Source organism: Massilia aurea, assembly GCF_014200505.1.
Classification (GTDB): domain Bacteria; phylum Pseudomonadota; class Gammaproteobacteria; order Burkholderiales; family Burkholderiaceae_D; genus Telluria; species Telluria aurea_B.
In genome coordinates this window covers 2,103,378-2,127,187 of the sequence record NZ_JACHBX010000001.1, presented here as the reverse complement: position 1 = coordinate 2,127,187, position 23,810 = coordinate 2,103,378, and the positions used below count along the sequence as shown (strand labels likewise).

The window sequence follows — 23,810 nt, the reverse complement described above, 5'->3', positions numbered from 1 at the left end:
GGGCGAAACTGGACGCAGGTCAATTCAAGCGCTTGATCAGCGACAGCGAACCAGACGAGATGTGGGCAAGATTGGAATACCGCGGCGAAACGACAAACCTGCCAGCGTCTCAGCGGCATGCCCTGTTGTCGTCGGCACTGTCGCTCGCACGCGAACGGAAAATAAACGGTGACGATACTATACTCTGGTGTGCTGCCTGCCTGAGTATGAATACGACGAATGATTTGGCGGCCCTCCGGAGGCATTTTGCCACTTGGATAACTGACAATATGAGAACAAATGATGACGATTCGCCGGTTACTGCTTAGTATTCTCCCAATTCTGCTCACTGCATGTGCGGTGTTCACGCCTTCCATGGCGACTTCGAGCAACGGCGTGTCAGTCAGCCTTCATGGCGTTAATTATACGGGTGAGTCATTCCAGTACGTGGTTGGGGACCCAAAAGATCCGTCGAATTCTGGTGGAAGCGAACACATTAGCCCGTTCAGTGCGGGAGGCACCATGTGCTGCTATCAGTTGCCAAAGCGATGGGCGCCTGGTATCCAAGTGCAAGTACAGGCAACGCACTGGACAGAAAAGGGACCAGAAAAAAAGCTCGAAGAAATTACGCAGGTACACATGGTCGAGTTACCTCGTTTTCCCGATAGGGAAGTGGGGGCATTGTGGGTTTTGCGCACGAAAGAGGGCGCAATCGAACTGGGGTTTAGCAATGTCCGGCCGGATCACCCCGACTGGCCGGGGCGAGTGAAAGGATGGCCTGAGCCATCATTGGAGTATAGGCGTGAACGGTGGGAGTTATATCGGCGTTCAGCGCAAGGCAGTGTTGACCTTTATAAAAGTCTTCTATCGAAGCTTCAGAGCAACCCGCAGCAGAGGCTTCGCGAGTCATGGGAGCACCTTAAGAACCGACGCAGTGCGGAAATTTCGGAATTTACCGGATCAGAAGATCCGGCATTCGCAGCTTATTTGAAAGGAAGGTACATCAATGAGCTAAAAAGTTCTAAATTGCAACTTGAGAACGTATTAAAGGCGAAACCATGACCGCATCCTTATCTCCTCGGTTTGCTGAAAGCTTTGAGCGTGCGGATATTACAGAAACATTTTTTTCCGAGGACGAAAAAGATGATCTTAGAGATTATGAGAAGCGCGAACAGGCACCGCTAGGAGACCCAAAATCGTCATGTAACACGAATATTTTCTTTGGCTTCTTTTTTGACGGAACACGAAATAACTACGTCAAAGCAAACGCCACCAAGGCGCACTCGAACATTGCACGCTTGTACGATTGCTTTCCAGGGGAAAGTGTACCCGGCGTGCTGCCAGAGGATACAGATTGGAAACACAACGCCTCAAGCTACAACAACTTTTTTCGCGTCTATGTACCTGGACAATGAGCGTATTGGGTTGGCATTGGTACAGGCTATTAATAATGTGCTGTACCTCCTCGATCTGAACCGGCCCAATCTGTTGCGGCATGTGCCGGAGGCTTGGCGCTATGCTTATGCGAAACAGCCATTGGCCGGCGCACGCGCCATTGGCCTGGTGTCGATGCGCGACCTGGTCAACTATATCTCCATGACCCTGCTTTACCGCGAGCGTTGGTATAACGATGCACAAATGACTGCGCTGATGACGCGTGTCAAGCGTGGCGACATTGCATTTGATGATGCGATCGAGTTGTTGCCGCCGTCCAGACCGACTGAACCGTGACGATGTAGCGCTCTGATCAAATGTTGAAAGGTCAAAATGAAAAACAGCAAAATTCCTTTTGTGGCAACGAACCGGCGTAATTTCCTCTGCGCCGTAGCCAATCTTCCTGTTGCAAATTTTTGTGAGGCGAAACCCATGAAGGCCAGATTGAATGTCGTACTGTTCAACTATTTAAACCGGCCGATCTTCGACGTGTTTGTAGATGGTAAAGTTGGTGACAGCAGCGACGCCTATCCGGCCACCGGCGGTGGAATTTTTACTGGGGTACCCTTTGAATTGGGGCCGAAAAAAGTCACTTGGCGGCTCGACGGTCTTGAAGGCACGCCGCGCAATGGCGACACTATTACCAATAAGAACCCGTTACGTCTCGATACCGTTATTCAGGGCGCCAAGTACATGGGTGTGCATATTTATCCATACGATACCGTCGAGTTGACGACATCGATCGGCACTCCTGACTGGAGTCTGCGCGGTGTAGCAATGGCGCGGGAGTACGGTCGTGGCTGATGACGCAGCTCTCGCGTGCGTTGCAACCAACCGCGACGTCTCGGAGAGCCCGCCATCGCTGTTCCAGGATTGCCGGGATGTTCTGCACCTGTCGCTGTTTTTCGACGGCACTGGTAATAACTGGGAAAGAGACTCTGCCACAAACAGCTGGAGCAACGTCGGGCGCATGTTTGACGCCGCAATCAGGGAGAAAGGAAAGTCGATTTATCCAATTTATATCGCCGGCGTTGGAACCCCATACAACGGCAAGGCCGCGAGTTAGCTTGACTCGGCCGGCATCTGGGTCGAAGACACGCTCGGTGGCCTGTCCGGCTCGGGCGGCGACCGGCGGCTACGCCAGGGCGACGATGCAGTCAATGACCGGCTTAAGGCAGTGTTGATCGCAAATGCGCAGGCGGCCGGTCGGAAATTGGCCACCTATGCAGCCAGCCCCACTGAAAAAGGCTTTGCGGAAGTCAACGATGCGCTTAGCCAGCACCGCTTGATCAAGATCATCACGATGTCGTTGTTTGGTTTTTCGCGCGGGGCTACGCTGCCACGTGCGTTTTCCAACCGCGCGATCGGCCAATGCGACAAGCCTGGCGAAGACCTGTATTTCCACAGCTACCGCCTGCGTCTGCAGTTCATGGGGGTGTTCGATACTGTGGCCTTGTTTGGCGTGCCATAGCCCTGATGACGCGCGTCAAGCGTCGTGACCTCGAGTTTGACGAAGCGATCAAATTGCTGCCGCCATCCAAACTGACTGAATCGTAATGATGGGCGCGCGCCGTTTGAGTGTTGAAAGGATGAAATGAAAGACAGTAACGTCCCGTTTTCAGGAACCAGCCGGCGCCAATTTCTCGGCGCAATCGCTGTTCTTCCTGTCGCAATTTCTTGTGAGGCGAGATCCATGAAGGCAGTGTTAAACGTAATTCTTTACAATTATTTGAACCGGCCCATCTTTGATGTCTTTATCGACGGCAAAGTCGGTCGCGGCAGTGACGCCTATCCGTCCACCGGCGGCGGGATGGTAACGGGCGTGTCCTTCGATCTGGGACCAAAAAAAGTGACCTGGCGGCTCGACGGTCCGGAAGGCACGCCGCGCAATGGCGAAACGGTCGTGAACAAAAATCCGCTGCGCCTCGAAAATATCGTCCAGGGCGCCAAATACCTTGGTGTCCATATTTATCCGGACGATACCGTCGAGTTGATTGCATCGGTCAGCATTCTCGGCAGGACCCCGCGCGGCATCGCCATGGCGCAGGAGTACGGCCGTGGCTGAAAACGCGGCTGTCGCATGCGTTACAACTAACCGCGACGTCGCCGTGAGCTCGCCATCGCCGTTCCAGGATTGCCAGGATGTCGTGCACCTGTCGCTGTTTTTCGACGGCACCGGCAATAATCGTGAAAAGGATACCGCGAGCAGTAGCTGGAGCAATGTTGGGCGCATGTGTGACGCCACGCTCCAGGATGACGCGAAGTCGACTTATGCGATTTATATCGCGGGCGTCGGCACACGCTACAACGGCAAAGCTACTGGCTGGCTCGACTCGACCAGCATATGGGTCGAAGACAAGCTCGGTGGCCTGTCCGGCTTGGCGGCGACCGGCTGCTACGCCAGGGCGACGACTCAGTCAATGACCGGCTCAAGGACGTGTTGATCGCAAATTCGCAGGCGGCTTGCCGGGAGTTGGCCACCTATGCGGGCAGCACCACTGAAAAAGGCTTTACGAAAGAAAGCGATGTGCTTAGCCAGCACCGCTTGATCAAGATCATCACGATGTCGTTGTTCGGTTTTTCGCGTGGGGCTGCACTGTCACGTGCGTTTTCCAATCGCGTGATCGGCCAATGCGACAAGCATGGCGACGACCTGTATTTCCACAGCTACCGCCTGCATCTGGGATACACCGGCCAGCACGGGCGTAGTCGGTTTCGTGTCGCACTTTATCCCCGACTCGAAAGTGGACTTCGTTCTCAATGCCGCCATTTAGCTATTTCAAACCGCGTGGCGTGCTCGAATCGACCGTCAGCGTCTGGACCGAATGGGGCAACGGGATCGGCAACAAGGCCAGCGCCGCCAGCGACGCCGTCGGTAGCGCCCATGAGTCGGGCGAGCGGCAAGTGGGCCAGACGGTCGATACGACCACGAAGGCGGCCAAGGATGCCTCTGCCGAAGCGCTAAGCCGCGCCGCGCCGATGCGCGGGTCGCGGCTGCCGAGTGTAAAGTCGAATAAACCAAGCAGTGTGCGCTGCAAAAGGCAGCGGAAGCACGCGCCGCAGCCAAACGCAGCTACGATGCTGCCGCAAAAGTCGCCAGCGATGCGGCTCACGCCGCGCAGCGCCGTGCGCACGATTTAGCCGAATACGCGCGGCGCCAGGCGCATGCAGCCGGCAATGCGATCGATCGGCGCGCGGATGCAAGCACAGTCGCAGGCCGGGATGCCGGGATGCCGCCGCCGCGGCAAGCAGAAAAGCTAACGAGGTCAGAGACGATGCGCATCGGCAGTACGACCGCGGCGTCAACTAGATAAAACGTCAAGCAAACGACTGGTTCTGAAAAAATTGCATTAAGTGCGATTTTCTCGTGCTGCCTTGCGCAAGCTGCGCGGCGTCGTCAGTTCGTCATGGCATGTAACGCGCCGTGCCGACGTAACAGCACTACGAATTGGGCACGTTGACGAAGCCCCCCACCGGCATCAGTCGATGAAACAAAAAACCCTGCATCGTCGAACATCCATGCGCGCGCAGATAGCGCGCCTGCACTTCCGTTTCCAAGCCTTCGGCCACCAAATCAAGATTCAGACCGCGTGAAATCGAGATGATCGCCAGCACGACCGAATACTGCCTGTCCTCGTTGCTGATCTGCTGCACGAGGGCAAGTTCCTGCCGCGCATCGGGCAAGGAGTACTGATGCAGTTTCTCGAAAACGACATCAACCGGCCGCTGGTCGTCGGCGCGCTGTACAACGGCCACAGCGAAGGCGGCACGCTACCGACCCCGTGCGGCAAGAGCGAACAGGACAGCGACACGGCGATCTTCGGCGCGGCCAACGATCACGCCGTCGCGGCGCAAGGCAACCTGACGGGCGGCAATGGGCCGCTGTGGCACGGTGCAGCGGCGGCCAGCGCCGTTCACCGCAACAGCGCCGCGCAGTAGGGAACCCGCAGCAAGGAATTCAGCGGCAGCGGCTACAACCAGCTCGTGTTCGACGACACCGATAGCCGGGGCCGCATCCAGCTCAAGAGCACTCAGGCCGCCAGTGAACTGAATCTGGGCCACCTGATCCACACGGCCGACAACTACCGCGGCGGCCTGCGCGTGCTGGGAGCCGAATTGCACAGGGACGGCTATGCCGCGGTGCGCGCCGCCACGGGCTTGCTGGTGACGAGCCGCAAGATCCCCCATGGCGCGCGCGGACAGCGGGCGGCGCGAATATCACGATCGATGGCGGGATTATTACGGTGCAGTGTCCGGGAAGATTACGAACCACGCCGCGAAGAACGGGGCTCGGGCAGCGCTGCCGATCGATTATTCTGGACCAGGGGCCGGGACTGCAGCGAATGCAAGGCTAAGTAAAGCGCAGTTTGCAAGGCTGATCGAGCATAGTGAAGCCGACGAGATAAGGGTTCGGCTGTAGTATGGCGGGGTCGCCCGGGATGATTTGCCCTCGGAGCGATATTATCTGCTGAGCGAGACATTGCAGATAGCGCGACAACACCAATCAGGTAACACGGCGATGTTCCGGTGGTGCTCCAGGCCCATGGACGAGATCGGGATGGACACCGACGTCAACGTCACACATGTATTTTTGAATTTTCAGAAAGAACTGACGGTGCGATTTCAATGACGATCTACAAAATACTGTTTAGCACATTTTTACTTTTGCTATGCGGCTGCAGTCCGCGAGGAGAATCTGGCGCGTCAAGGTCAGGTGATCAAGTTTCAGTAAGTGTACATGGCGTTAACTACACTGAGGAACCTTTTGAGTTTTCTGTTGTTGATCCACGCGATGAAAAGAATAATGGTGGTGGCGAACACATCGGGCCATATGCCGCTGGCGGCATCGTTTGCTGCTTCAAAATCCCTGCCAAGTGGTCGCCTGGAACAGTTATCGAAGTTGAATCGAGGCATTGGCTGTCGACAGGGAGTGGAGAAGAGATTTCTGCTATCGAAAAGAAGCATACAGTTGAACTACCAGCCTACGCGAATGGAAAAGCTGGAGAATTATGGGTGCTGCGCAGGTCCGATGGTGGCTTTGATATTGTTTCAAGCGACTTGCAGCCTGATCATCCGCAATGGCCTGGAAAAATAAAAGGTTGGCCAGTCCCTTCTCGAGATTTTATGCTGAAGCGGTGGGAGTTGGTTAGAGACGACGCCGAGCACGCCGTAAAGAATGGTCAGCATCTTATTGCAGAAGTAGAGAGATCATCAGAATCCTTGTTTCGAGAGGCATGGGATCTAGACGAAAAATATTCAAAGGAAACGATAGAGAAGTTTACCGGTTCTGAAGATTCTGCTTATCATCAGAGCTTAAAGAAGCGCTACACAGACAGGTTACGTTTCTCAGAGGCTCGGCTCAGGCAAATCATGAAGGATAAGCCATGAGTGCTTAGCTTTGTACAGTTTGCTTGATGACTGTGCCAGCGCCGCGAATAGTAAAGAATTTTCAGCGATGCTGAGCAGGTTACGGTGCAGTGTCCGGGGAGGATTACAATCCACGCCGCGAAGAAAAGCGCCGCGGGCTTGGTTGCCCGGCCTGTCCGCTACCGGCCATCCCCGGCACGGCGTGTGTCGAATGTCTGAAAAAATCTCTGGCGGCTGCGCTCGCATTCACATTGGTGGAACAACGCATGCTGATCGATCCATACCATACCAATTGGCATGCTGAACTAATGTCATAATCTAGGCGACTGCCTAACGGAGCACAGCTTGTACTGTTGATCGACGGCGCGTTTGTACCTGGCCTGTTTCGGCACCTGAGCAAAACCAGCGAGCCAGCCTTGTTGTTCGAGCGGCTTCCGGGCTGCAACGACAAAGTGAGGGACGTATCGCCATTCCTGGTGCCTTTCGTTTCGGACAACCAGGCACTACATCGCGTCCTGGAGCAATGCGAAGGACTGCCCATGTTGAGCGCGATTGTTACTAGCGACAGTATCGATGTACTTGCTGAACGACTCGCCGCTTGGTGCACTGTCGCGACCGGGGGAGACTATTTCAATTTCAGGTTTCCCGACACGCGACGATTGCCGGCTATCTTCGCCGTTCTCATGCCTCAGCAGCAGCGTGAGCTTGCCGGCAATGCCCTGAGCTGGCATTACATTGCCAGGAACGGGGCTTGGGCAGCGCTGCCGATTGATTACTCTGGACCAGCGGCCGGGACTACAGTGAACGCAAGGCTAAGTGAAGCGCAGTTTGCAAGGCTGATCGAGGATAGTGAAGCCGACGAGATATGGGTTCGGCTACAGTATGGCGGGGCCGTCTGGGATGGTTTGCCCTCGGAGCGGTATTATCTGCTGAGCCAGGTCGTGCAGATAGCGCGAAAACACCAACTAGGTAATACGGCGACCTTCCGGTGGTGTGCCAGGCTGATAGACGAGATCGGGATAGACACCGGCGTCAACGTGGCGCAGGCATTTTCCAATCTGGAAAACGAATTTATAGGGACACCTAATGAAGAATTACAAAATACTGTTTAGCGCATTGTTGCTTTTGCTGTTCGGATGTGCTTCGCGCGCAGAATCTAGTTCGCCGCGGTCGGGTGACTTGGTGTCGGTAAGTATTCATGGGGTCAACCACAGCGGGGATACGTTTCAATTCTCTGTTATCGATCCACGTGACACGAGTAACACTGGGGGCGGTGAACTCATCGGGCCTTATGAAGCCGGGGGGATCGTTTGTTGCTTCAAGCTTCCTAGCAAGTGGGCGCCCGGAACAACCGTAGAAATTCAGTCGAAGCACTGGTTATCGACAGGGGACGGAAAAGAGACCTCGGGAATTTATACGAAGCATATGGTCGAGGTGCCGCCATATGAGAGTGGCCAGGCTGGAGAATTATGGGTTCTGCGCATGGCGGATGGGAAAATCGACGTCGTATCGAGCGATTTGCAACCTAATCACCCGCAATGGCCTGGAAAAATCAAAGGTTGGCCAGTCCCTTCTCGAGATTTTATGCTGACGCGGTGGGAGTTGGTTCGAGACAATGCCGAGCACGCCGTAAAGAATAGTCAGTATCTTATTGCGGAAGTAGAGAGATCATCAGAATCCTTGTTTCGTGAGGCATGGGATCTAGACGAAAAATATTCAAAGGATACGATAGAGAAATTTACCGGCCCTGAAGATCCTGCCTATCATCAGGACTTAAAGAAGCGCTACATAGAAGGATTACGTTTCTCAGAGGCTCGGCTCAGGCAAATCATGAAGGATAAGCCGTGAGTGCTTAGCTTTGTACAGTTTGCTTGATAACTGTGCCAGCGCCGCGAATAGGAAAGAATTTTCAGCGATGCTGCGCAGGTTACGGTGCAGTGTCCGGGGAGGATTACAATCCGCGCCGCGAAGAAAAGCGCCGCGGGCTTGGTTGCCCGGCCTATCCGCTACCGGCCATCCCCGGCACGGCGTGTGTCGAATGTCTGAAAAAATCTCTGGCGGCTGCGCTCGCATTCACGTTGGTGGAACAACGCATGCTGATCGATCCATACCATACCAATTGGCATGCTGAACTAATGTCACAATCTAGGCGACTGCCTGACGGAGCACAGCTTGTACTGTTGATCGACGGCGCGTTTGTACCTGGCCTGTTTCGGCACCTGAGCAGGACCAGCGAGCCAGTCCTGCTGTTCGAGCGGTTTCCTGGCTGCAACGACAAAGTGAGGGACGTATAGCCATTTCTGGTGCCATTCGCTTCGGGCAACCAGGCATTACATCATGTCCTGGAACAATGCGAGGGACTGCCAATGTTGAGCGCGATTGTTACTAGCGACAGTATCGACGTACTTGTTCAACGACTCGCCGCTTGGTGCATTGTGGTGACCGGGGGAGACTATTTCAATTTCAGTTTTTACGACACGCGCCGACTGCCTGCCATCCCCGCCGTTCTCATGCCTCAGCAGCAGCGTGAGCTTGCGGGCAATGCCCTGAGTTGGCATTACATGGACAGGAACGGGGCTTGGGCAGCGCTGCCAATCGATTGCTCTGGACCAGCGGCTGGGATTACAGCGAATGCAAGGTTAAGTGAAGCGCAGTTTTCAAGGCTGATCTTGGATAGTGAAGCAGACGAACTACGGGTTCGGCTGCAGTATGGCGGCGACACTTGGGATGGCTTGCCGTCAGAGCGGCACGATCTGCTCGGAGAGGCGGTGCAGGTGGCCCGCCAATGTCGTCTTGACGACACTGCAACATTGAGATGGTGTGACAAATTAATGGCCACGGTTGCTATGGGACGCCACGTCAATGTGGCATATATATTCTTGAATTTTCAGAAAGAACTGACAGTGCGATTTCAATGACGATCTACAAAATACTGTTTAGCACATTTGTGCTTTTGCTATGTGGCTGCAGTCCGCGAGGAGAATCTGGCGCGGTAAGGTCAGGTGATCGGGTTTCAGTAAATATCCATGGTGTTAACTACACTGCGGACCCTGTTGAGTTTTCTGTTGTTGATCCACGCGATGAAAAGAATAATGGTGGTGGAGAACACATCGGGCCATATGCCGCTGGCGGCATCGTTTGCTGCTTCAAACTCCCTGCCAAGTGGTCGCCTGGAACAGTCATTGAAGTTGAATCGAGGCATTGGGTATCGACAGGGAATGGAGAAGAGATTTCTGCGATTGAAAAGAAGCATACAGTTGAACTACCAGCCTACGCGAATGGAAAAGCTGGAGAATTATGGGTGCTGTGCAGGTCCGATGGTGGCATTGATATTGTTTCAAGCGACTTGCAACCTGATCATCCGCAATGGCCTGGAAACATCAAGGGTTGGCCGGTGCCATCGCGCGAGTTCATGCTGGAACGATGGGAGTTGGAGCGCAAGCTTGCTGAACTTAACGTGCGAGTTTACCAAGAGTCTACTGCAGAACTGAACAGATCCCCCAAGTCTGAGCTTCAATTGGCATGGGTTTCGGACAAGAGACACGCTTTGGATGAAATTAAGGGATTTTCTGGACCAGACGATCCTGCATATATTCGATATGTCGAGAAAATTTATGCTGAGGGTTTGCATAGATCAAAATACCGTCTTGAGCAAATCATGAAAGCGCGGCCATGAGTTAAAAACCCTGTTATTTAATTTCTAGCACCTATGATGTCGCCAAAGATAAAGAAAGTACGCTATGACTCGCCTATCGGCAAGTGCCCGGTCACGGCACTGGCGAAAACTGTACCGGAGTCAATTCAATCGCTTGAATAGACAGTGACGTTACTATACTCTGGTGTGCTGCATGCCTGAGTATGAATACGACGAATGATTTGGCAGCCCTCCGGGGGCATTTTGCCACTTGAATAACTGACAATATGAGAAAAAATGATGACGATTCACCGGTTACTGCTTAGTAGTCTCCCAATTCTGCTCACTGCATGTGCGGTGTTGACGCCTTCCATGGCGACCTCAAGCAACGGCGTGTCAGTCAGCCTTCATGGCGTCAATTATACGAGTGAGTCATTCCAGTACGTGGTTGGGGACCCAAAAGATCCGTCGAATTCTGGTGGAGGCGAACACATTAGCCCGTTCAGTGCGGGCGGCACTATGTGCTGCTATCAGTTGCCAAAGCGATGGGCGCCCGGCATTCAAGTGCAAGTACAGGCAACGCACTGGACAAAAAAGGGACCAGAAAAAAAGCTCGAAGAGATCACGCAGGTACATATGGTCGAGTTACCTCGTTTTCCCGATAGAGAAGTGGGGGCATTGTGGGTTTTGCGCACGAAAGAGGGCGCAATCGAACTGGTGTTTAGCAATGTCCAGCCGGACCACCCCGACTGGCCGGGGCGAGTGAAAGGATGGCCTGAGCCATCATTGGAGTATAGGCGTGAAAGGTGGGAGTTATATCGGTATTCAGCGCAGGTCGACGTTGACAACTACAAAAAACTTCTATCGGAACTTCAAAGCAACCCGCAGAAGAGGGTTCGAGAAGCTTGGGATTTCGAGAAAAAGCAACGCAATGCGGAGATTTCAATATTCTCTGGATCAGACGATCCGGCATTTGCAGCTTATTTGAATAAAGAATACGTTGAAGGACTGAAACGTTCAAAATTACGACTTGAGAAAGTATTGGAGGCGAAACCATGACCGCAGCTTTATCTCCTCAGCTCGCTGAAAGCTATGAGCGCGCGGATATAAAAGATTTATTTTTTTCTAGCGACGAAACAAGGAAAACCGATATTTTGCAGAGCGCGAACAGGCACCGCTAGGAGAGCCAAAATCGTCATGTAACACGAATCTTGTCTTTGGCTTCTTTTTGACGGAGCACGAAATAACTAGGTCAAAGCAAGTGCCACCAAGGCGCATTTGAACATTGCACGCTTGCGCACGTTGACTGGGCAGCGCCAAGAGCATGAGCCTGTTGACGGCGGGCGGGGCTGCTGATCGATTCATACCAGACTAATTGGCATGTTGAACTGCTGGCGCAATAGCGGCAACTGCCTGCCGACGCTCAGCTTGTACTGTTGATCGACGGCATGTTCATACCTGGCCTCTTTTGGCACCTTGGCAGAACCAGCGAGCCGGCCTTGTTATTCGAGTGGCTTCCTGGCTGCAACGATAGCTTAAGAGACGTATCGCCATTTCTGGTGCCATTCGCTGCGGGCGACAAGGCACTACGTCACGTCCTGGAACGATGCGAGGGGCTACCCAGATTGAGCGCGGTTGTTACTAGCGACGGTAACGACGTACTTGCTGAATGACTCGTTGCTTGGCGCACTGTCGCTACCGGGGGAGGCTATTTCAATTTCAGGTTTCCCGACACGCGGCGACTGCGTGCCATCTTCGCCGTTATCATGCCTCAGCAGCAGCGTGAGCTTGCGGGTAATGCCCGGAGCTGGCATTACATGGCCAGGAACGGGGCTTGGGCAGCGCTGCCGATCGATTGCTGTGGACCAGCGGCCGGGATTACAGCGAGTGCTAGGTTAAGTGAAGCGCAGTTTGCAAGGGTGATCGGGGATAGTGAAGCTGACGAGATATGGGTTCGGCTGCAGTATGGCGGGGCCGCTCGGGATGGCTTGCCGTCAGAGCGGCATGATCTGCTCGGAGAGGCGGTGCAGGTTGCTTGCCAACATAATCTCGACCACACTGCAACATTGAGATAGTGTGCCAAGTTATTGGCCACGGTTGCGACAGAAAGTCACGTCAACGTACCACATGTATTTTGAATTTTTAGAGAGAGTTGACAGGGCGATTCAATGATGATCTACAAAATACTGTTTAGCACATTTTTGCTTTTGCTATGCAGCTGCAGTCCTCGAGGAGAATCTGGCGCGTCAAGGTCAGGTGATCAAGTTTCAGTAAGTATACATGGCGTTAACTACACTGAGCACCCTTTTGAGTTTTCTGTTGTTGATCCACGCGATGAAAAGAATAATGGTGGTGGAGAACACATTGGGCCATATGCCGCTGGCGGCATCGTTTGCTGTTTCAAACTTCCTGCCAAGTGGTTGCCCGGAACGGTCATTGAAGTTGAATCGAGGTATTGGTTGTCGACAGGGAGTGAAGAAGAGATTTCTGCTATTGAAAAGAAGCATACAGTTGAACTACCAGCCTACGCGAATGGAAAAGCTGGAGAATTATGGGTTCTGCGCAGATCCGATGGTGGCATTGATATTGTTTCAAGCGACTTGCAACCTGATCATCCGCAATGGCCTGGAAACATCAAGGGTTGGTCGGTGCCATCGCGCGAATTCATGCTGGAGCGGTGGGAGTTAGAAAGGAAACTTGCGGAAATTAACGTGCGAGATTACCAAGAGTCTATTGTAGAACTGAGTAGATCGCCCAAGTCTGAGCTTCAATTGGCATGGGCTTCGGACAAGATACACGCTTGGGATGAAATTAAGGAATTTTCTGGATTAGAAGATCCTGCATATATTCGATATGTTGAGAAACGTTATGCTGAGGGTTTGCGTAGATCAAAATACCGTCTTGAGAAAATCATGAAAGCGCGACCATGATTTAAGAATCCTGTTATTTCATTCCTAGCACTTATGTCATTGCTAAAGATAAAGGTAATACGTTATCAGTCGCCTACGGGCGAGTGTCCGATCACAGCACGCGCGAAACTGGACCAGAGTCAATTCAATCGCTTGATCAGCGACAGTGAACCGGACGAGATCTGGGCAAGATTGGAATACCGCGGCGAAACGACGCACTTGCCAGCGCCTCAGCGACATGCCCTGTTGTCGTCGGCACTGTCGCTTGCACGCGAACGGAAAATAGACGGTGACGATACTATACTCTGGTGTGCTGCCTGCCTGAGTATGAATACGACGAATGATTTGGCAGCCCTTCGGGGGCATTTTGCCACTTGGATAACTGACAATATGAGAACAAATGATGACGATTCGCCGGTTACTGCTTAGTATTCTCCCAATTCTGCTCACTGCATGTGCGGTGTTGACGCCTTCCACGGCGACTTCGAGCAACGGCGTGTCAGTCAGCCTTCATGGCGTTAATTATACGGGTGAGTCATTCCAGTACGTGGTTGGAGACCCAAAAGATCCGTCGAATTCTGGTGGAGGCGAACACATTAGCCCGTTCAGTGCGGGCGGCACTATGTGCTGCTATCAGTTGCCGAAGCGATGGGCACCCGGCATCCAAGTGCAAGTACAGGCAACGCACTGGACAGAAAAGGGACCAGAAAAAAAGCTCGAAGAGATTACGCAGGTGCATATGGTCGAGTTACCTCGTTTTCCCGATAGGGAAGTGGCGGCATTGTGGGTTTTGCGCACGAAAGAGGGCGCAATCGAACTGGTATTTAGCAATGTCCAGCCGGACCACCCCGACTGGTCGGGGCGAGTGAAAGGGTGGCCTGAGCCATCATTGGAGTATAGGCGTGAACGGTGGGAATTATATCGCAATTTAGCGGAAGATAGCGTTGAAAACAATCGAAATCTTTTATCAGGTCTTCAAGCCAAATCACAGCAGGATCTTCGCAAATCTTGGGAATTACATAAGAGATACAACCGCGAGGAGGTTTCGGAATTTACTGGGCCAGAAGACCCAGCATTCTCAGCTTATTTGAAGAAGAGATACGTTGATGGGCTAAGGCATTCAGAATTAAAACTTCAGCAAATATTTAAGGCGAAACCATGACCGTAGCTCTGTCCCTAAATTCTCTTAAAACTTTGAGCGTGCGTATATAAACAAGATATTTCTTTCAGAGGAATATCGAGGTATCGTAGTAGGTTTTGAGAAGCGTGCACAGGTGTCACTACGAATGCCAAGCATTTCATATAATATAAAAAAAGCGGAGATGCCGACAACAGAGGGCCACCCGCTATGCAATTAAAAAATCAGTTAGCTTGTATATTCACCATGAAGAAATTCCTACTAGTAATACTTATTGTTCTATCTTCTGTTGGATGCGACAGAAGTCGAACGGGGAACACGGTATTGTCTAATAAACTAAAAGATGTTAAAACATTTTGCATTGGGAGACATTCGATAGCGTTGCCTGAAAGTTTCGTTTCTTCAGACGGATTGACGGCTGTTTTTATTCCAGTTCGTGCTCAGTCCGACGACGAAGAAATTGAAATTCAAATGAGCTTGGTAAGGTCGGGAATTTCTCGCAGTGACTTTCAGAATTTAATTAATGCCAGAAAAGCGGAAATCGTTTCAGAGGCGCGAGAGCGAACAGGAATTTTGAGAGAGTCGCGTAAAATTGGGGGAATCTCGCATCTTTTCAGAATCCAAATCATCGATACATCCTTCCTGACGGAAGTGCATTCACTTATTGGGGATTCATACTACATAGCACAATCAACGTCTTACCAAAATAAATTTCCCGAGTCCGAAAAAAAATTACAATATTTTTTAGATAATATAAAGCCAAGTAAAAACGGATCTGATCAATCTGGTTTCTGTTTGGGAGAAATTGATGTATATGGTCAGTCTGAGAGAGAGTACGCTAAGTATTCCTTTTCTAGCAGCGATTTTCCAGGAATATTTTTAGGGGTTGAATATGACACGTATGTGCCAGATCCGGAAGAAAGCTTGCTTCAGCGGCTTAATGGCCCCAGCTCATTGCTGCGTGCTTTTGCTGCGAACAATAAAGTGCTACGGAAAGGTGAATTAAATATTTCTTCAATGCAGGCTGAAGAGTGGTTGAGTTGGATTATTCTTGGTGATGGCAATGCTAAATATAAAAAATATGGATTCGCTTTAGAGACTATGCGCCGTAATCCGTCGATTGGGCAGCCGCAGATCCATGTTGAACTCGACGCGAAAAATCCATTGACAGATAATTTGCCCCCAACCAATTTAAGTGAGGCAGAAATTATAAGTCTTTGGGATTCGACAACTCGCTCGATCAGATCGAGAATGAGCGCACGCTGACTACTTGGCTCCGCGCGATGGACTGCCGCCGCCACGGGCAGAAAAGCAAAATTATCAAAATCGCGCGAAACAAAAGGATACGTGGACGCGGCGGTTTACATTGCATGCGCAGCCAGTTCACAAGGCAACTTGGCTGGCGCCACCAGTCCGCTTTCGCTTGCACGGCAGCGGCCATAGCCCGTCGCTGCAGCAGCGCCGCGTGGTGGGGCATCGACAGTAAGGAAATCGGTGGCAGCGGCTATAACCACCTGGTGTTCGACAATACCGACTGCCATGGCCGCATTCAACTCAACAGCAGCTACGCAGCTAGCGGACTGAACTTGGGCCACCTGATCCACAGGGCCGACACTCTTCGCGCTTGCCTGTGCGGCCTGGGCGCCGCACTGCGCATCGACGGCTACGGCACCGTGCACGCCGCTATTGGCCTTTGGGTAACGAGTGACAAGACCACGCACAGTGTAGATGTGCCCGAACCGGCCGGTGACAACGTAACGGGCATCGCGCTGCTCAAGCGAGCCGTCAAGCTGGGCGATACCGCCAGTTCCGCCGCCCCGACGCAGCAGACAGTGGCGTCCCCAGCATCTGGGTGTGAAGAAAGCGAACACCAGCAAGCTCGACGACAAGGAAGCGCCGTGGCCGGCAATCCTGACGGCCGGTTAGAGTATGGCCAGCGGCGGAACGTAGACGCTGCGCGCAGCGAGGTGCTCTTGAAACCGGTCGCGCTGGACGCTGGCAAGCTGCCCAACAGCAGGTCGGCGATCATCGCCATTGCCGCGCAACCCTGTTCCGTCGCGACGGTTCTCTGATGATTAGTGGGATCACGATGCTTGAAACGGCGGAGTGGTTTGCCGAGCGTCTGTCGGCTTGGTGCGTAGTGGAAGCTGACGGCAAACGATACAATTTTCGCCTTTCAGATACGCGGCGCTTGCCGGACATTGTCGGCGTGCTGATTAACCAGCAGGGGACAGAGATCGCCGACAACGCCATTGGGTGGCGCTATAATTTACCGAAAAAAACCAGCACTCAAATGCCGTCCGACTCTATGACACGTTTCCCAGACAAAGTATGCAAGGTGTACTTCTTGCGGGGAGCCAATTGATGCCGGAGAAAGATGGGCATGTGGGCTGAGGATGGAAGCAAGGATCGCTTGAGAATCCCCGCCAATTGGCCTGTTGACGGGGAGTGAAGCGAATACCTCGATCAAAGAGGAAATATTTCGGTGCAGTGTCCGGACAAGATCACGATTCATGCTGCAGAAAGTAAGCGTCACGGGCAGCAGGGAGTGAACTGCAAGCCGCTGTTCTTGCCGCAGGCGGGTGCTTGTATGTCCCTCGTCAAGCGAGCGGGGCAGTGCGTCGCATTCATCAATAGGGAACTTAGGCTTTTGCAATGAAGATATCGTTACGAAACGCCACACGGTTCACCCGGCGCTGGCTACTGGGGGCGCTGGACAGCGTGTCCGTGTTGGCCACCGCTAGCCACGCATCGGCCACACCGGTTGAGCCGTTGTGCGTTGAATGCCTGGCCAAGCGTGCCAGACAGCGCACTGCGTTCATCAGCAAACGGGTATGAAAGTGGTCACGCACCCGCATATTTCCGGACTTGCAATACTGGCTTCGCAGCATCCCGACTGGCGCTGGTATGCCATTGCCGACAGCGCGCAAGACGCTACGCTGCCCGACGCCATCGATGGCTCCGGCGCCGCGATGAGGTGCCTGCTGGGAGCGCCTCAGGGCAGTCCGCTGGCGGGAGAGTCGCCGCACCTCGTTCAACTGGCGCCACCGGATCTAGGCAGCCTCGCCTGGCAATGGATTGCGCGCTGGCTCGGCCAGCCAGCGCCGCTCAAACCGAGCCTGACCGTGGTTGCCAGTACCTTGTCGTTCGATGTCATGTTCGCGCAGCTCAAACAGTTTACCGAAATCCGCCTGCCAGATGACTACGACATGCTCTTTGGATTCTGGGACCCGGCGATCCTCGGCACCCTGGTTGGACAGCTGGACGATGTCACACTGCATGTAAAGGGACCGGTACTTGACAGGGCCCAGCGCGCACTGCTGTTGGGCGGGCTGACCGGCTGGTGGTATTGGGACCGCGACGGCCGTCAGCATACGGTGGATGTTGGCGCCACGCCGCCAGTACGCTTGTCGGCGCCGCTGCTTTTGACACAGACGCAGGTCGATGAACTGGTTGAAGCTGGGGTGCCAGATCATGTGTTGTACTTCGTCGATCTGAACCAGCCCAATCTGCTTCGAGATGTTCCTGAGGCCTTGCGCTATGCTTATGTGAAAAAGACACTGGCTGGCGCACGCGCCATCGGTCTGGTCTCGATGCATGATCTGGTCAACTATGTCTGCATGACCCTCATTTACCGCGAACGCTGGAACGGGGACGCACAAATCACCGCGCTGATGGCACGTGTCGAGCGTGGAGACATCACATTTGATGACGCGATCGATTTGCTGCCGTCGTCCACACCGACTGAGCCGTGACGAAGTGGCGCGCGTTGGGCGAATGTTACAAGGTCAAAATGAAAAATATCAAAATGCCTTTTGCGGGAACGAACCGGCGTCATTTCCTCAGCGCCGTCGCCACTCTTTCTGCTGCATCCTTTTGTGAGGCGAAACCGATGAAGGCCACGCTGAATGTCGTGCTGTTCAACTATCTAAACCGCCCGATCTTCGACGTGTTTATTGATGGTAAGGTTGGCCGCGGCAGTGACGCCTATCCCGCCACAGGCGCCGGCATTATTACTGGTGTGCCCTTCGACCTGGGCCCAAAGACAGTGACCTGGCGGCTCGATGGTCCCAAAGGGACGCCGCGCAATGGCGACACCATTTCCAATAAGAACCCGTTACGCCTCGATACCGTTACTCAGGGTGCCAAGTACCTGGGTGTGCATATTTATCCAGACGATACCGCCGATTTGACGACGTCGATCGGGATTCCTGACTTGCATCCGCGTGGGGTGGCCATGGCGCGGGAGTATGGCTCCGGCTGATGATGCGGTGACCGTTTGTGTTGCGACACCCGCGATGTCTCCGAGAGCCTCCCTTCACCGTGCCGAGGATTTGTGGCAAGGCGATGGCGACAAATCCCGGTTGTGCCAGGCTGAGCTGCGTAAAATGTCCGGCTTAAGGAAGTATTCGTCGCAATTGCCCACGCAGTCGCCAAGGATCGGAAAGTCCGTGGTATAAAGATGTCGATGTTGCCGATCTGTCACGAATAATAAGAGCAGAAGATATCGACTTTCCGATGCAGTTGAACTGTTGCCGAAAGTTGAAGCCAATGAAAAATTGTGAAGGCGTTCCAAGGGTCAATCGCCGAAGATTACTGGGTGCAGGGGTATGTGTTATGTTGACAAACGCATGCGATGCTAAGTTAACGAAACCCAGTTTTGACGTCGTTTTATTTAATTATTTGGATCGTCCAATTTTTGAATTGCTGATCGATGGAACTGTTGATGCCAGTTCCGATGCATACCCTGGTACCGGAAGCGGTATTATGATTGGGGTCGGAATTTCATTGGGTCAAAAAAAAGTGACTTGGCGGCTGGATGGGCCGCCTGGAATGAAAAATAACGGTGAAACTATTACCAGTAAAAATAGTCCTGAACTTGTTGCTATTCCAGGTGGACGTTATCTGGGCATACACGTTTATCCTGACTACACAGTAGATCTGATCCCATCAGTTGGTATTCCACGGGTTAGCCAGCGTGGTCAACAAGAAATGGCAGAGGCAGGAAGAGATCATGATTAACGATGATGTTGCGATGGAAGAAGCACGTAATCGCAACATCTAAAAAGGCACGCCGAATCCATTGATGAAGCGATGCTATTAGCTCCCTGGGTGATGAGTTGATGAAAAATTTTATATGTGCATTAGCGGTTGTTTCCTTTCTATTGGGTTGCATTTCAAAAGAAGACGAAGCGCGTAGACTGGAAAAGCTTAATGAGACGACTTTTACTACAACTGCATACAACTACACAAAATATGACATTTTCAGTATTTTATACAAGGACGTTTCAATCCCTTTCGATGTTGAAAATGCAGCTAATGGTGGATCGGTATTTTTCCGAAATTCTGGTGAAACGCTGCTTGATAATGGCCAGGAGGTAGCTGGTGGTGGCGATACCTGTTGTTTGATTTGGAATAAAGCAACTGACAAGCCATTAAAAATAAAAGTGGTATGGAGCGTGATTTACGATCTTGATTCGTTTGACGGAAAATTGAGTGATCAGCGCGACATACGCAGCCTTAAAGGGCGCGGGCGTGGTAGTGCTTGGTGCGAAGCTATTGTAGATGTACAACCTGCCGAAAGTGATATCAAAGTGGACAAGGTTATATTACATTTTCTTGTTGACGGAACTGTTAAAGCAACGCTTGCAACTTTTCAAACAGAAAAACCGCTTTCATCTAGTCTGGTAGAGCAACATGCAGCTGTGCTCCCTGAAGGTCAATTTTGTAAAAATGAAATCGATAACCCATTCTTCGGGATTCCTCGTACACCTCACAGGGAATGAGCAGTCAGATTGCCGCTCTGCTCCATAGAATAAATGCAGAAGCTATCGATTCTCCAGTGAAGTTAATTTTTTCCAAGGTTGCTTTCAATGTTTGATCATAAGTTTTTTTCACGAATTGATCGTCGCACTTTGATAGGCGCAGGGATATGTTTCGCGCTTGTTAATGCATGCAAAGTTGAATCGATGAAAGCGAACTTTGACGTTGTTTTATTCAATTATCTGAACCGCCCAATTTTTGAGCTGCTAATCGATGAAACTATCGATGGTAGTTCGGATAAATATCCCGGCACCGGCAGTGGAGTGATGATGGGAATAAGTCTTGCGTTGGGTGCGAAAAAAGTGACATGGCGACTGAGCGGGCCGCCTGGAATGAAAAATAACGGTGACACGGTTACCAGTAAAAACAGTCCGGAACTTGTTTCTATCCGGGGTGGAAAGTATTTGGGCATACACGTCTATCCCGACTACACAGTAGAGCTTATTCCATCAGTCGGTTTTCCTCAGGTTAGTGAGCGTGGCCAATTGGAGATGGCAGAGGCAGGAAGAGACCATGGCTGACAACATCTTCCCGATAGCAGAAGCGTGTTGTTAAACCTATTTAAAAGACCTGTCGCCGTTTTTCGACGAAACCGGCAATATCGCAAGGCGGCTACACTGTGATAAGCAAATCAACTTGGTTTAGACGACGATGGGAAGAAGCGCTATCAGCTGCTCGAGTCTGGCAAGTTCAAAAAACTTTTTTGAGAATCAAATGTTGAAGTCAGAAACGGCAAACTTCTTGTTGCAGCAATGAAGCGGCGCCATCTTCTCGGGGCGATCGCCTTCCTGCCTGTAGCACATGTTTGTGAGGCGAAATCAATGAAAGTCGTATTGGATGTTGTGCTTTTCAATTATCTTGACCGGCCCATCTTCGATGTCTACATCGACGGTAAGGTCGGCGAAACCAGCGAGGCGTATCCGGCTACCGGTGGCGGGATCTTCACCGGCGTCTCGTTCGCGTTGGGGCAGAAAACCGTCACCTGGCGGCTTGATGGCCCCAAGGGCACACCACGCAATGGCGAGACAGTCGCAAATCGGAATCCGCTGCGCCTTGACACCGTCGTGCAGGGGGCAAAATTTCTCGGTGTGCATATCTATCCGGATGACACCGTCGAGTTGACAACCTCGGCGGGGGTACCTGACCGGACGCAGCGCGGTATTGCCATAGCGCGCGATGGTGCGGGTGGTCAATGATCTCCGCGGCCAACGTCCCTACAAAGCCAGCCAAGAGGGGCAACCACGACGTGCCCATGCAGCGGCTTACGAATTGAGCACGTTGACAAAGCCCCCCAGCGGCATTGGCCGGTGAAACAAAAAGCCCTGCATCGTCGAACATCCGTGGGCGCGCAGATAGCGCGCCTGTACTTCGGTTTCCACGCCTTCGGCCACCAGGTCGAGATTCAGGCCGCGTGAAATCGAGATGATCGCCAGCACGACCGGATAATGCCCGTCTTCGTCGCTGATCTGCTGCACGAAGGACTGGTCGATCTTGATGGTGTGGATCGGAAACCGGTGCAGATACGCGAGCGACGAATACCCGGTGCCAAAATCGTCAATGGCCACCGACACACCCAACTGCCCAAGTTTTTTCAGCTGCTCGATCGCATATTGCGGATTGCGGATGCAGATGTTTTCCGTGATCTCCACGGCAATCCGCCCGGGGCCAATGTCGTAGCGCTGCAAGGCATTGCGCATCGTTTCGAAGAATTTGCTGTGGTCGAGATAATGCGGCGACAGATTCAGCGACAGCGTCAGCGGGTCCGCGCCGTCCGTGCCCCAGTGCGCCATGTCGCGGCACAGGGTGTCGATCATCCACTCCGAGATCGGCACGATCAGGCCGCTTTCTTCAGCGAACGGCAGGAACTCGCCGGGCATGATCAGGCCGCGTACCGGATGGTTCCAGCGCATCAGCGCTTCGGCGCCGATGATGCGGCCACTGGCGGCGTCGATCTGCGGCTGGTAGTACATCTCGAGTTCATTGCGTTCGAGCGCGCGGCGCAGATGCTGTTCGAGCGCGACGTTCTGGTGCAGCGCATCGTGCATCGACGGGTCGTAGAAGGCGTGGCCATTCTTGCCGAGGTCCTTCACGCGGTACATCGCGATGTCGGCATTGCGCAGCAATTCGTCGATCGATTCGCCGTGTTCGGGGTAGATGGCCACGCCGATCGACGCCGAAATATGCACCTCGTTGCCGCTCAGGTCGAACGGTTGTTGCAGCCGTTCGATGAACTTGTCGGCGACCACGCGTGCATCGTCGCGCGAGCGCAGGTCGGGCAGCACGATCGTGAATTCGTCGCCACCCTGGCGCGCCAGCGTGTCGCCCTTGCGCAGGCAATCCTTCAGGCGCAGCGCCACCTGCTGCAGCAATTTGTCGCCATGGCCGTGGCCGAGCGTGTCGTTGACGAGCTTGAAGCGGTCCAGGTCGATGAACATCACGGCCAGCTCGGTGTGCTTGCGCCGGGCCTGTAGCATTGCCAGGCCGAGCCGGTCCTTGAACAGCACGCGGTTGGGCAGGTCGGTCAGGATGTCGTGGTAGGCCTGGTGATGGATGACCGCCTCGGCACGCTTGCGCGCGCTCACGTCGCGCGCGATGCCGTAGGTGCCGACATAGGTAGGCGTGTGCGGATCGCGTTTTTCACGGTGCATGCCGATCGCGTTGAGCGAGATCGTTATCACGGACGTGTCGGCAGCGTCGTGCGTGTGCGTCGGGCCCGCGCGGCATGTCACGCGCAGCTCGACGTCGCGCGAGGCCCGCTCGCCGACGCGCCGCTCATTGAACACGTAGAGTGCGCGTTCATGGTCTTCGGCGTGCAGCAGCGCCGTGTAGTGCTGGCCCAGCAGTTCTTCCCGTTCGTAGCCCAGCATCTGGCACGCGCGGTCATTGACGTAGGTGAAGCGGCCTTCATGACCGAGCATGTAGATCATGTCGGGCGAGGCGTCGACCAGGTAACGGTATTTTTTCTCGGACAGCGCAAGCGCTGCTACCATGCGACGGTTGATCTGCTGCAGGTCGCGCTGCCTGAGCGCATTGTCCACCGTGCGCAGCAATTCTTCGCGGCTGAACGGCTTGCGCAGGTAATCGTGGGCGCCGCGCTTCAGCGCGCCGATGGCCGACTCGATGCCGACGGTGCCGCTGACAACGATGACGTCGGCTTTCGTGTCTTGCTGATTGATGAAGTCCATGACCTGGTGGCCATCGACATCCATCATCAACAGGTCGAGCAGCACCAGGTCGAAGCGCATCTCTGCCAGGCACGCCAGCGCGGCAGTGCCGCTGTCGGCCGTCGTGATGGCGTAGCCGCTGCCTTTGAGCATTTCCTGCAGCGAGGCCAGCACACGCGGCTCGTCGTCGACCAGCAAGAGGCGGGGACGGTGGGAAGAAGGGGTGGCGGATGCGTCAAGATGAGTGGGCAACGTGCCCCGGATGCTGGCCGGGAGTCCGGTAGTTCGAAATCGATTCATCGTCATTCTGTCAGTGCCGTGCGATTTTCTATGCCTGGCGCCCGTGAGCGCTGCAGACGTTC

At 53.4% G+C, this 23,810-nt stretch carries 29 protein-coding genes and 1 pseudogene; 28 read left to right on the top strand and 2 right to left on the bottom strand.

Annotated features, from left to right (window positions below):
• From HD842_RS23840 to HD842_RS09310, 10 genes are all read left to right on the top strand, one after another.
• On the top strand, positions 1-308 hold a 308-nt coding region (locus tag HD842_RS23840; protein ID WP_221290169.1), incomplete at its 5' end, for a hypothetical protein.
• A complete protein-coding gene (locus tag HD842_RS09350) occupies positions 280-1,041 on the top strand; it encodes a DUF3304 domain-containing protein (protein ID WP_183553415.1) in 762 nt (253 codons plus the stop codon). The genes HD842_RS23840 and HD842_RS09350, both read left to right, overlap by 29 nt.
• Positions 1,038-1,394: a hypothetical protein gene (locus tag HD842_RS09345; protein WP_183553413.1), complete on the top strand. Its 357-nt coding sequence runs from the start codon at positions 1,038-1,040 to the stop codon at positions 1,392-1,394. Before HD842_RS09350 ends, HD842_RS09345 begins: the two co-directional genes overlap by 4 nt.
• A gap of 37 nt (positions 1,395-1,431) precedes the next feature.
• Entirely contained in the window at positions 1,432-1,710 is a 279-nt protein-coding gene (locus tag HD842_RS09340) for a hypothetical protein (RefSeq protein WP_183553411.1), read from the top strand.
• A 36-nt stretch (positions 1,711-1,746) separates the two neighbouring features.
• Positions 1,747-2,217 carry a hypothetical protein gene (locus HD842_RS09335; RefSeq protein WP_183553409.1) on the top strand — a complete coding sequence of 157 codons (471 nt, stop codon included), beginning with the start codon at positions 1,747-1,749 and terminating at the stop codon, positions 2,215-2,217.
• Entirely contained in the window at positions 2,210-2,479 is a 270-nt protein-coding gene (locus HD842_RS24055; RefSeq protein ID WP_183553407.1) for a DUF2235 domain-containing protein, read from the top strand. Before HD842_RS09335 ends, HD842_RS24055 begins: the two co-directional genes overlap by 8 nt.
• A gap of 147 nt (positions 2,480-2,626) precedes the next feature.
• Complete coding sequence (locus tag HD842_RS09325) at positions 2,627-2,884, top strand: hypothetical protein (RefSeq protein WP_183553405.1); 258 nt, start codon at positions 2,627-2,629, stop codon at positions 2,882-2,884.
• 123 nt (positions 2,885-3,007) lie between these two features.
• Positions 3,008-3,478, top strand: coding sequence for a hypothetical protein (locus tag HD842_RS09320; protein ID WP_183553403.1), 471 nt, complete (start codon positions 3,008-3,010; stop codon positions 3,476-3,478).
• Positions 3,471-3,857 carry a phospholipase effector Tle1 domain-containing protein gene (locus tag HD842_RS09315; RefSeq protein WP_183553401.1) on the top strand — a complete coding sequence of 129 codons (387 nt, stop codon included), beginning with the start codon at positions 3,471-3,473 and terminating at the stop codon, positions 3,855-3,857. The genes HD842_RS09320 and HD842_RS09315 overlap by 8 nt, the downstream gene beginning before the upstream one ends.
• A 316-nt stretch (positions 3,858-4,173) precedes the next feature.
• Positions 4,174-4,554: a hypothetical protein gene (locus tag HD842_RS09310; RefSeq protein WP_183553386.1), complete on the top strand. Its 381-nt coding sequence runs from the start codon at positions 4,174-4,176 to the stop codon at positions 4,552-4,554.
• A 300-nt stretch (positions 4,555-4,854) separates the two neighbouring features.
• Here the strand turns inward: HD842_RS09310 and HD842_RS09305 are convergent, their stop codons facing one another.
• The gene (locus HD842_RS09305) at positions 4,855-5,067 is read right to left on the bottom strand and encodes an EAL domain-containing protein (protein WP_183553384.1); all 213 of its coding nucleotides are present in this window, start codon (positions 5,065-5,067) and stop codon (positions 4,855-4,857) included.
• A gap of 6 nt (positions 5,068-5,073) precedes the next feature.
• On the opposite strand from HD842_RS09305, the pseudogene HD842_RS24530 reads away from it, so the two are divergent.
• The 18 genes and pseudogenes from HD842_RS24530 to HD842_RS09215 form a co-directional block, all read left to right on the top strand.
• Positions 5,074-5,772 (top strand): annotated as a pseudogene (locus tag HD842_RS24530) (type VI secretion system Vgr family protein); the annotation flags it as partial.
• A gap of 267 nt (positions 5,773-6,039) precedes the next feature.
• Positions 6,040-6,801, top strand: a complete 762-nt coding sequence (locus HD842_RS09295) for a DUF3304 domain-containing protein (RefSeq protein WP_183553382.1) — start codon at positions 6,040-6,042, stop codon at positions 6,799-6,801.
• 332 nt (positions 6,802-7,133) lie between these two features.
• Positions 7,134-7,892: a DUF4123 domain-containing protein gene (locus HD842_RS09290; RefSeq protein WP_183553379.1), complete on the top strand. Its 759-nt coding sequence runs from the start codon at positions 7,134-7,136 to the stop codon at positions 7,890-7,892.
• Complete coding sequence (locus HD842_RS09285; protein WP_183553377.1) at positions 7,867-8,628, top strand: DUF3304 domain-containing protein; 762 nt, start codon at positions 7,867-7,869, stop codon at positions 8,626-8,628. The genes HD842_RS09290 and HD842_RS09285 overlap by 26 nt, the downstream gene beginning before the upstream one ends.
• Positions 8,629-9,083: 455 nt before the next feature.
• Entirely contained in the window at positions 9,084-9,698 is a 615-nt protein-coding gene (locus HD842_RS09280) for a DUF4123 domain-containing protein (RefSeq protein ID WP_221290167.1), read from the top strand.
• Positions 9,695-10,456 (top strand): DUF3304 domain-containing protein, encoded by a 762-nt coding sequence (locus tag HD842_RS09275; protein WP_183553373.1) that lies wholly within the window; start codon positions 9,695-9,697, stop codon positions 10,454-10,456. The genes HD842_RS09280 and HD842_RS09275 overlap by 4 nt, the downstream gene beginning before the upstream one ends.
• Positions 10,457-10,711: 255 nt before the next feature.
• Complete coding sequence (locus tag HD842_RS09270) at positions 10,712-11,473, top strand: DUF3304 domain-containing protein (protein ID WP_183553371.1); 762 nt, start codon at positions 10,712-10,714, stop codon at positions 11,471-11,473.
• A gap of 1,109 nt (positions 11,474-12,582) precedes the next feature.
• The gene (locus HD842_RS09265; protein ID WP_183553369.1) at positions 12,583-13,344 is read left to right on the top strand and encodes a DUF3304 domain-containing protein; all 762 of its coding nucleotides are present in this window, start codon (positions 12,583-12,585) and stop codon (positions 13,342-13,344) included.
• A gap of 379 nt (positions 13,345-13,723) precedes the next feature.
• Positions 13,724-14,485: a DUF3304 domain-containing protein gene (locus HD842_RS09260; protein ID WP_183553367.1), complete on the top strand. Its 762-nt coding sequence runs from the start codon at positions 13,724-13,726 to the stop codon at positions 14,483-14,485.
• Positions 14,486-14,671: 186 nt separating this feature from the next.
• Entirely contained in the window at positions 14,672-15,727 is a 1,056-nt protein-coding gene (locus HD842_RS09255) for a T6SS immunity protein Tli4 family protein (protein ID WP_183553365.1), read from the top strand.
• Complete coding sequence (locus HD842_RS09250; protein WP_183553363.1) at positions 15,679-16,533, top strand: type VI secretion system Vgr family protein; 855 nt, start codon at positions 15,679-15,681, stop codon at positions 16,531-16,533. Before HD842_RS09255 ends, HD842_RS09250 begins: the two co-directional genes overlap by 49 nt.
• Before the next feature lie 17 nt (positions 16,534-16,550).
• The gene (locus HD842_RS09245; RefSeq protein ID WP_183553361.1) at positions 16,551-16,826 is read left to right on the top strand and encodes a hypothetical protein; all 276 of its coding nucleotides are present in this window, start codon (positions 16,551-16,553) and stop codon (positions 16,824-16,826) included.
• A 469-nt stretch (positions 16,827-17,295) separates the two neighbouring features.
• Positions 17,296-18,216, top strand: coding sequence for a DUF4123 domain-containing protein (locus HD842_RS09240; protein WP_183553359.1), 921 nt, complete (start codon positions 17,296-17,298; stop codon positions 18,214-18,216).
• Positions 18,217-18,254: 38 nt separating this feature from the next.
• Positions 18,255-18,725, top strand: a complete 471-nt coding sequence (locus HD842_RS09235) for a hypothetical protein (protein WP_183553357.1) — start codon at positions 18,255-18,257, stop codon at positions 18,723-18,725.
• 353 nt (positions 18,726-19,078) lie between these two features.
• Complete coding sequence (locus HD842_RS09230) at positions 19,079-19,483, top strand: hypothetical protein (RefSeq protein ID WP_183553355.1); 405 nt, start codon at positions 19,079-19,081, stop codon at positions 19,481-19,483.
• Positions 19,484-19,584: 101 nt separating this feature from the next.
• Complete coding sequence (locus HD842_RS09225; RefSeq protein ID WP_183553353.1) at positions 19,585-20,247, top strand: hypothetical protein; 663 nt, start codon at positions 19,585-19,587, stop codon at positions 20,245-20,247.
• 183 nt (positions 20,248-20,430) lie between these two features.
• Positions 20,431-20,805, top strand: a complete 375-nt coding sequence (locus HD842_RS09220) for a hypothetical protein (RefSeq protein WP_183553351.1) — start codon at positions 20,431-20,433, stop codon at positions 20,803-20,805.
• A 300-nt stretch (positions 20,806-21,105) separates the two neighbouring features.
• Positions 21,106-21,480 carry a hypothetical protein gene (locus HD842_RS09215; protein WP_183553349.1) on the top strand — a complete coding sequence of 125 codons (375 nt, stop codon included), beginning with the start codon at positions 21,106-21,108 and terminating at the stop codon, positions 21,478-21,480.
• A 66-nt stretch (positions 21,481-21,546) separates the two neighbouring features.
• On the opposite strand, the gene HD842_RS09210 is transcribed toward HD842_RS09215, so the two are convergent.
• Positions 21,547-23,748 carry an EAL domain-containing response regulator gene (locus HD842_RS09210; protein ID WP_183553347.1) on the bottom strand — a complete coding sequence of 734 codons (2,202 nt, stop codon included), beginning with the start codon at positions 23,746-23,748 and terminating at the stop codon, positions 21,547-21,549.
• Between the last annotated feature and the right edge of the window lie 62 nt (positions 23,749-23,810).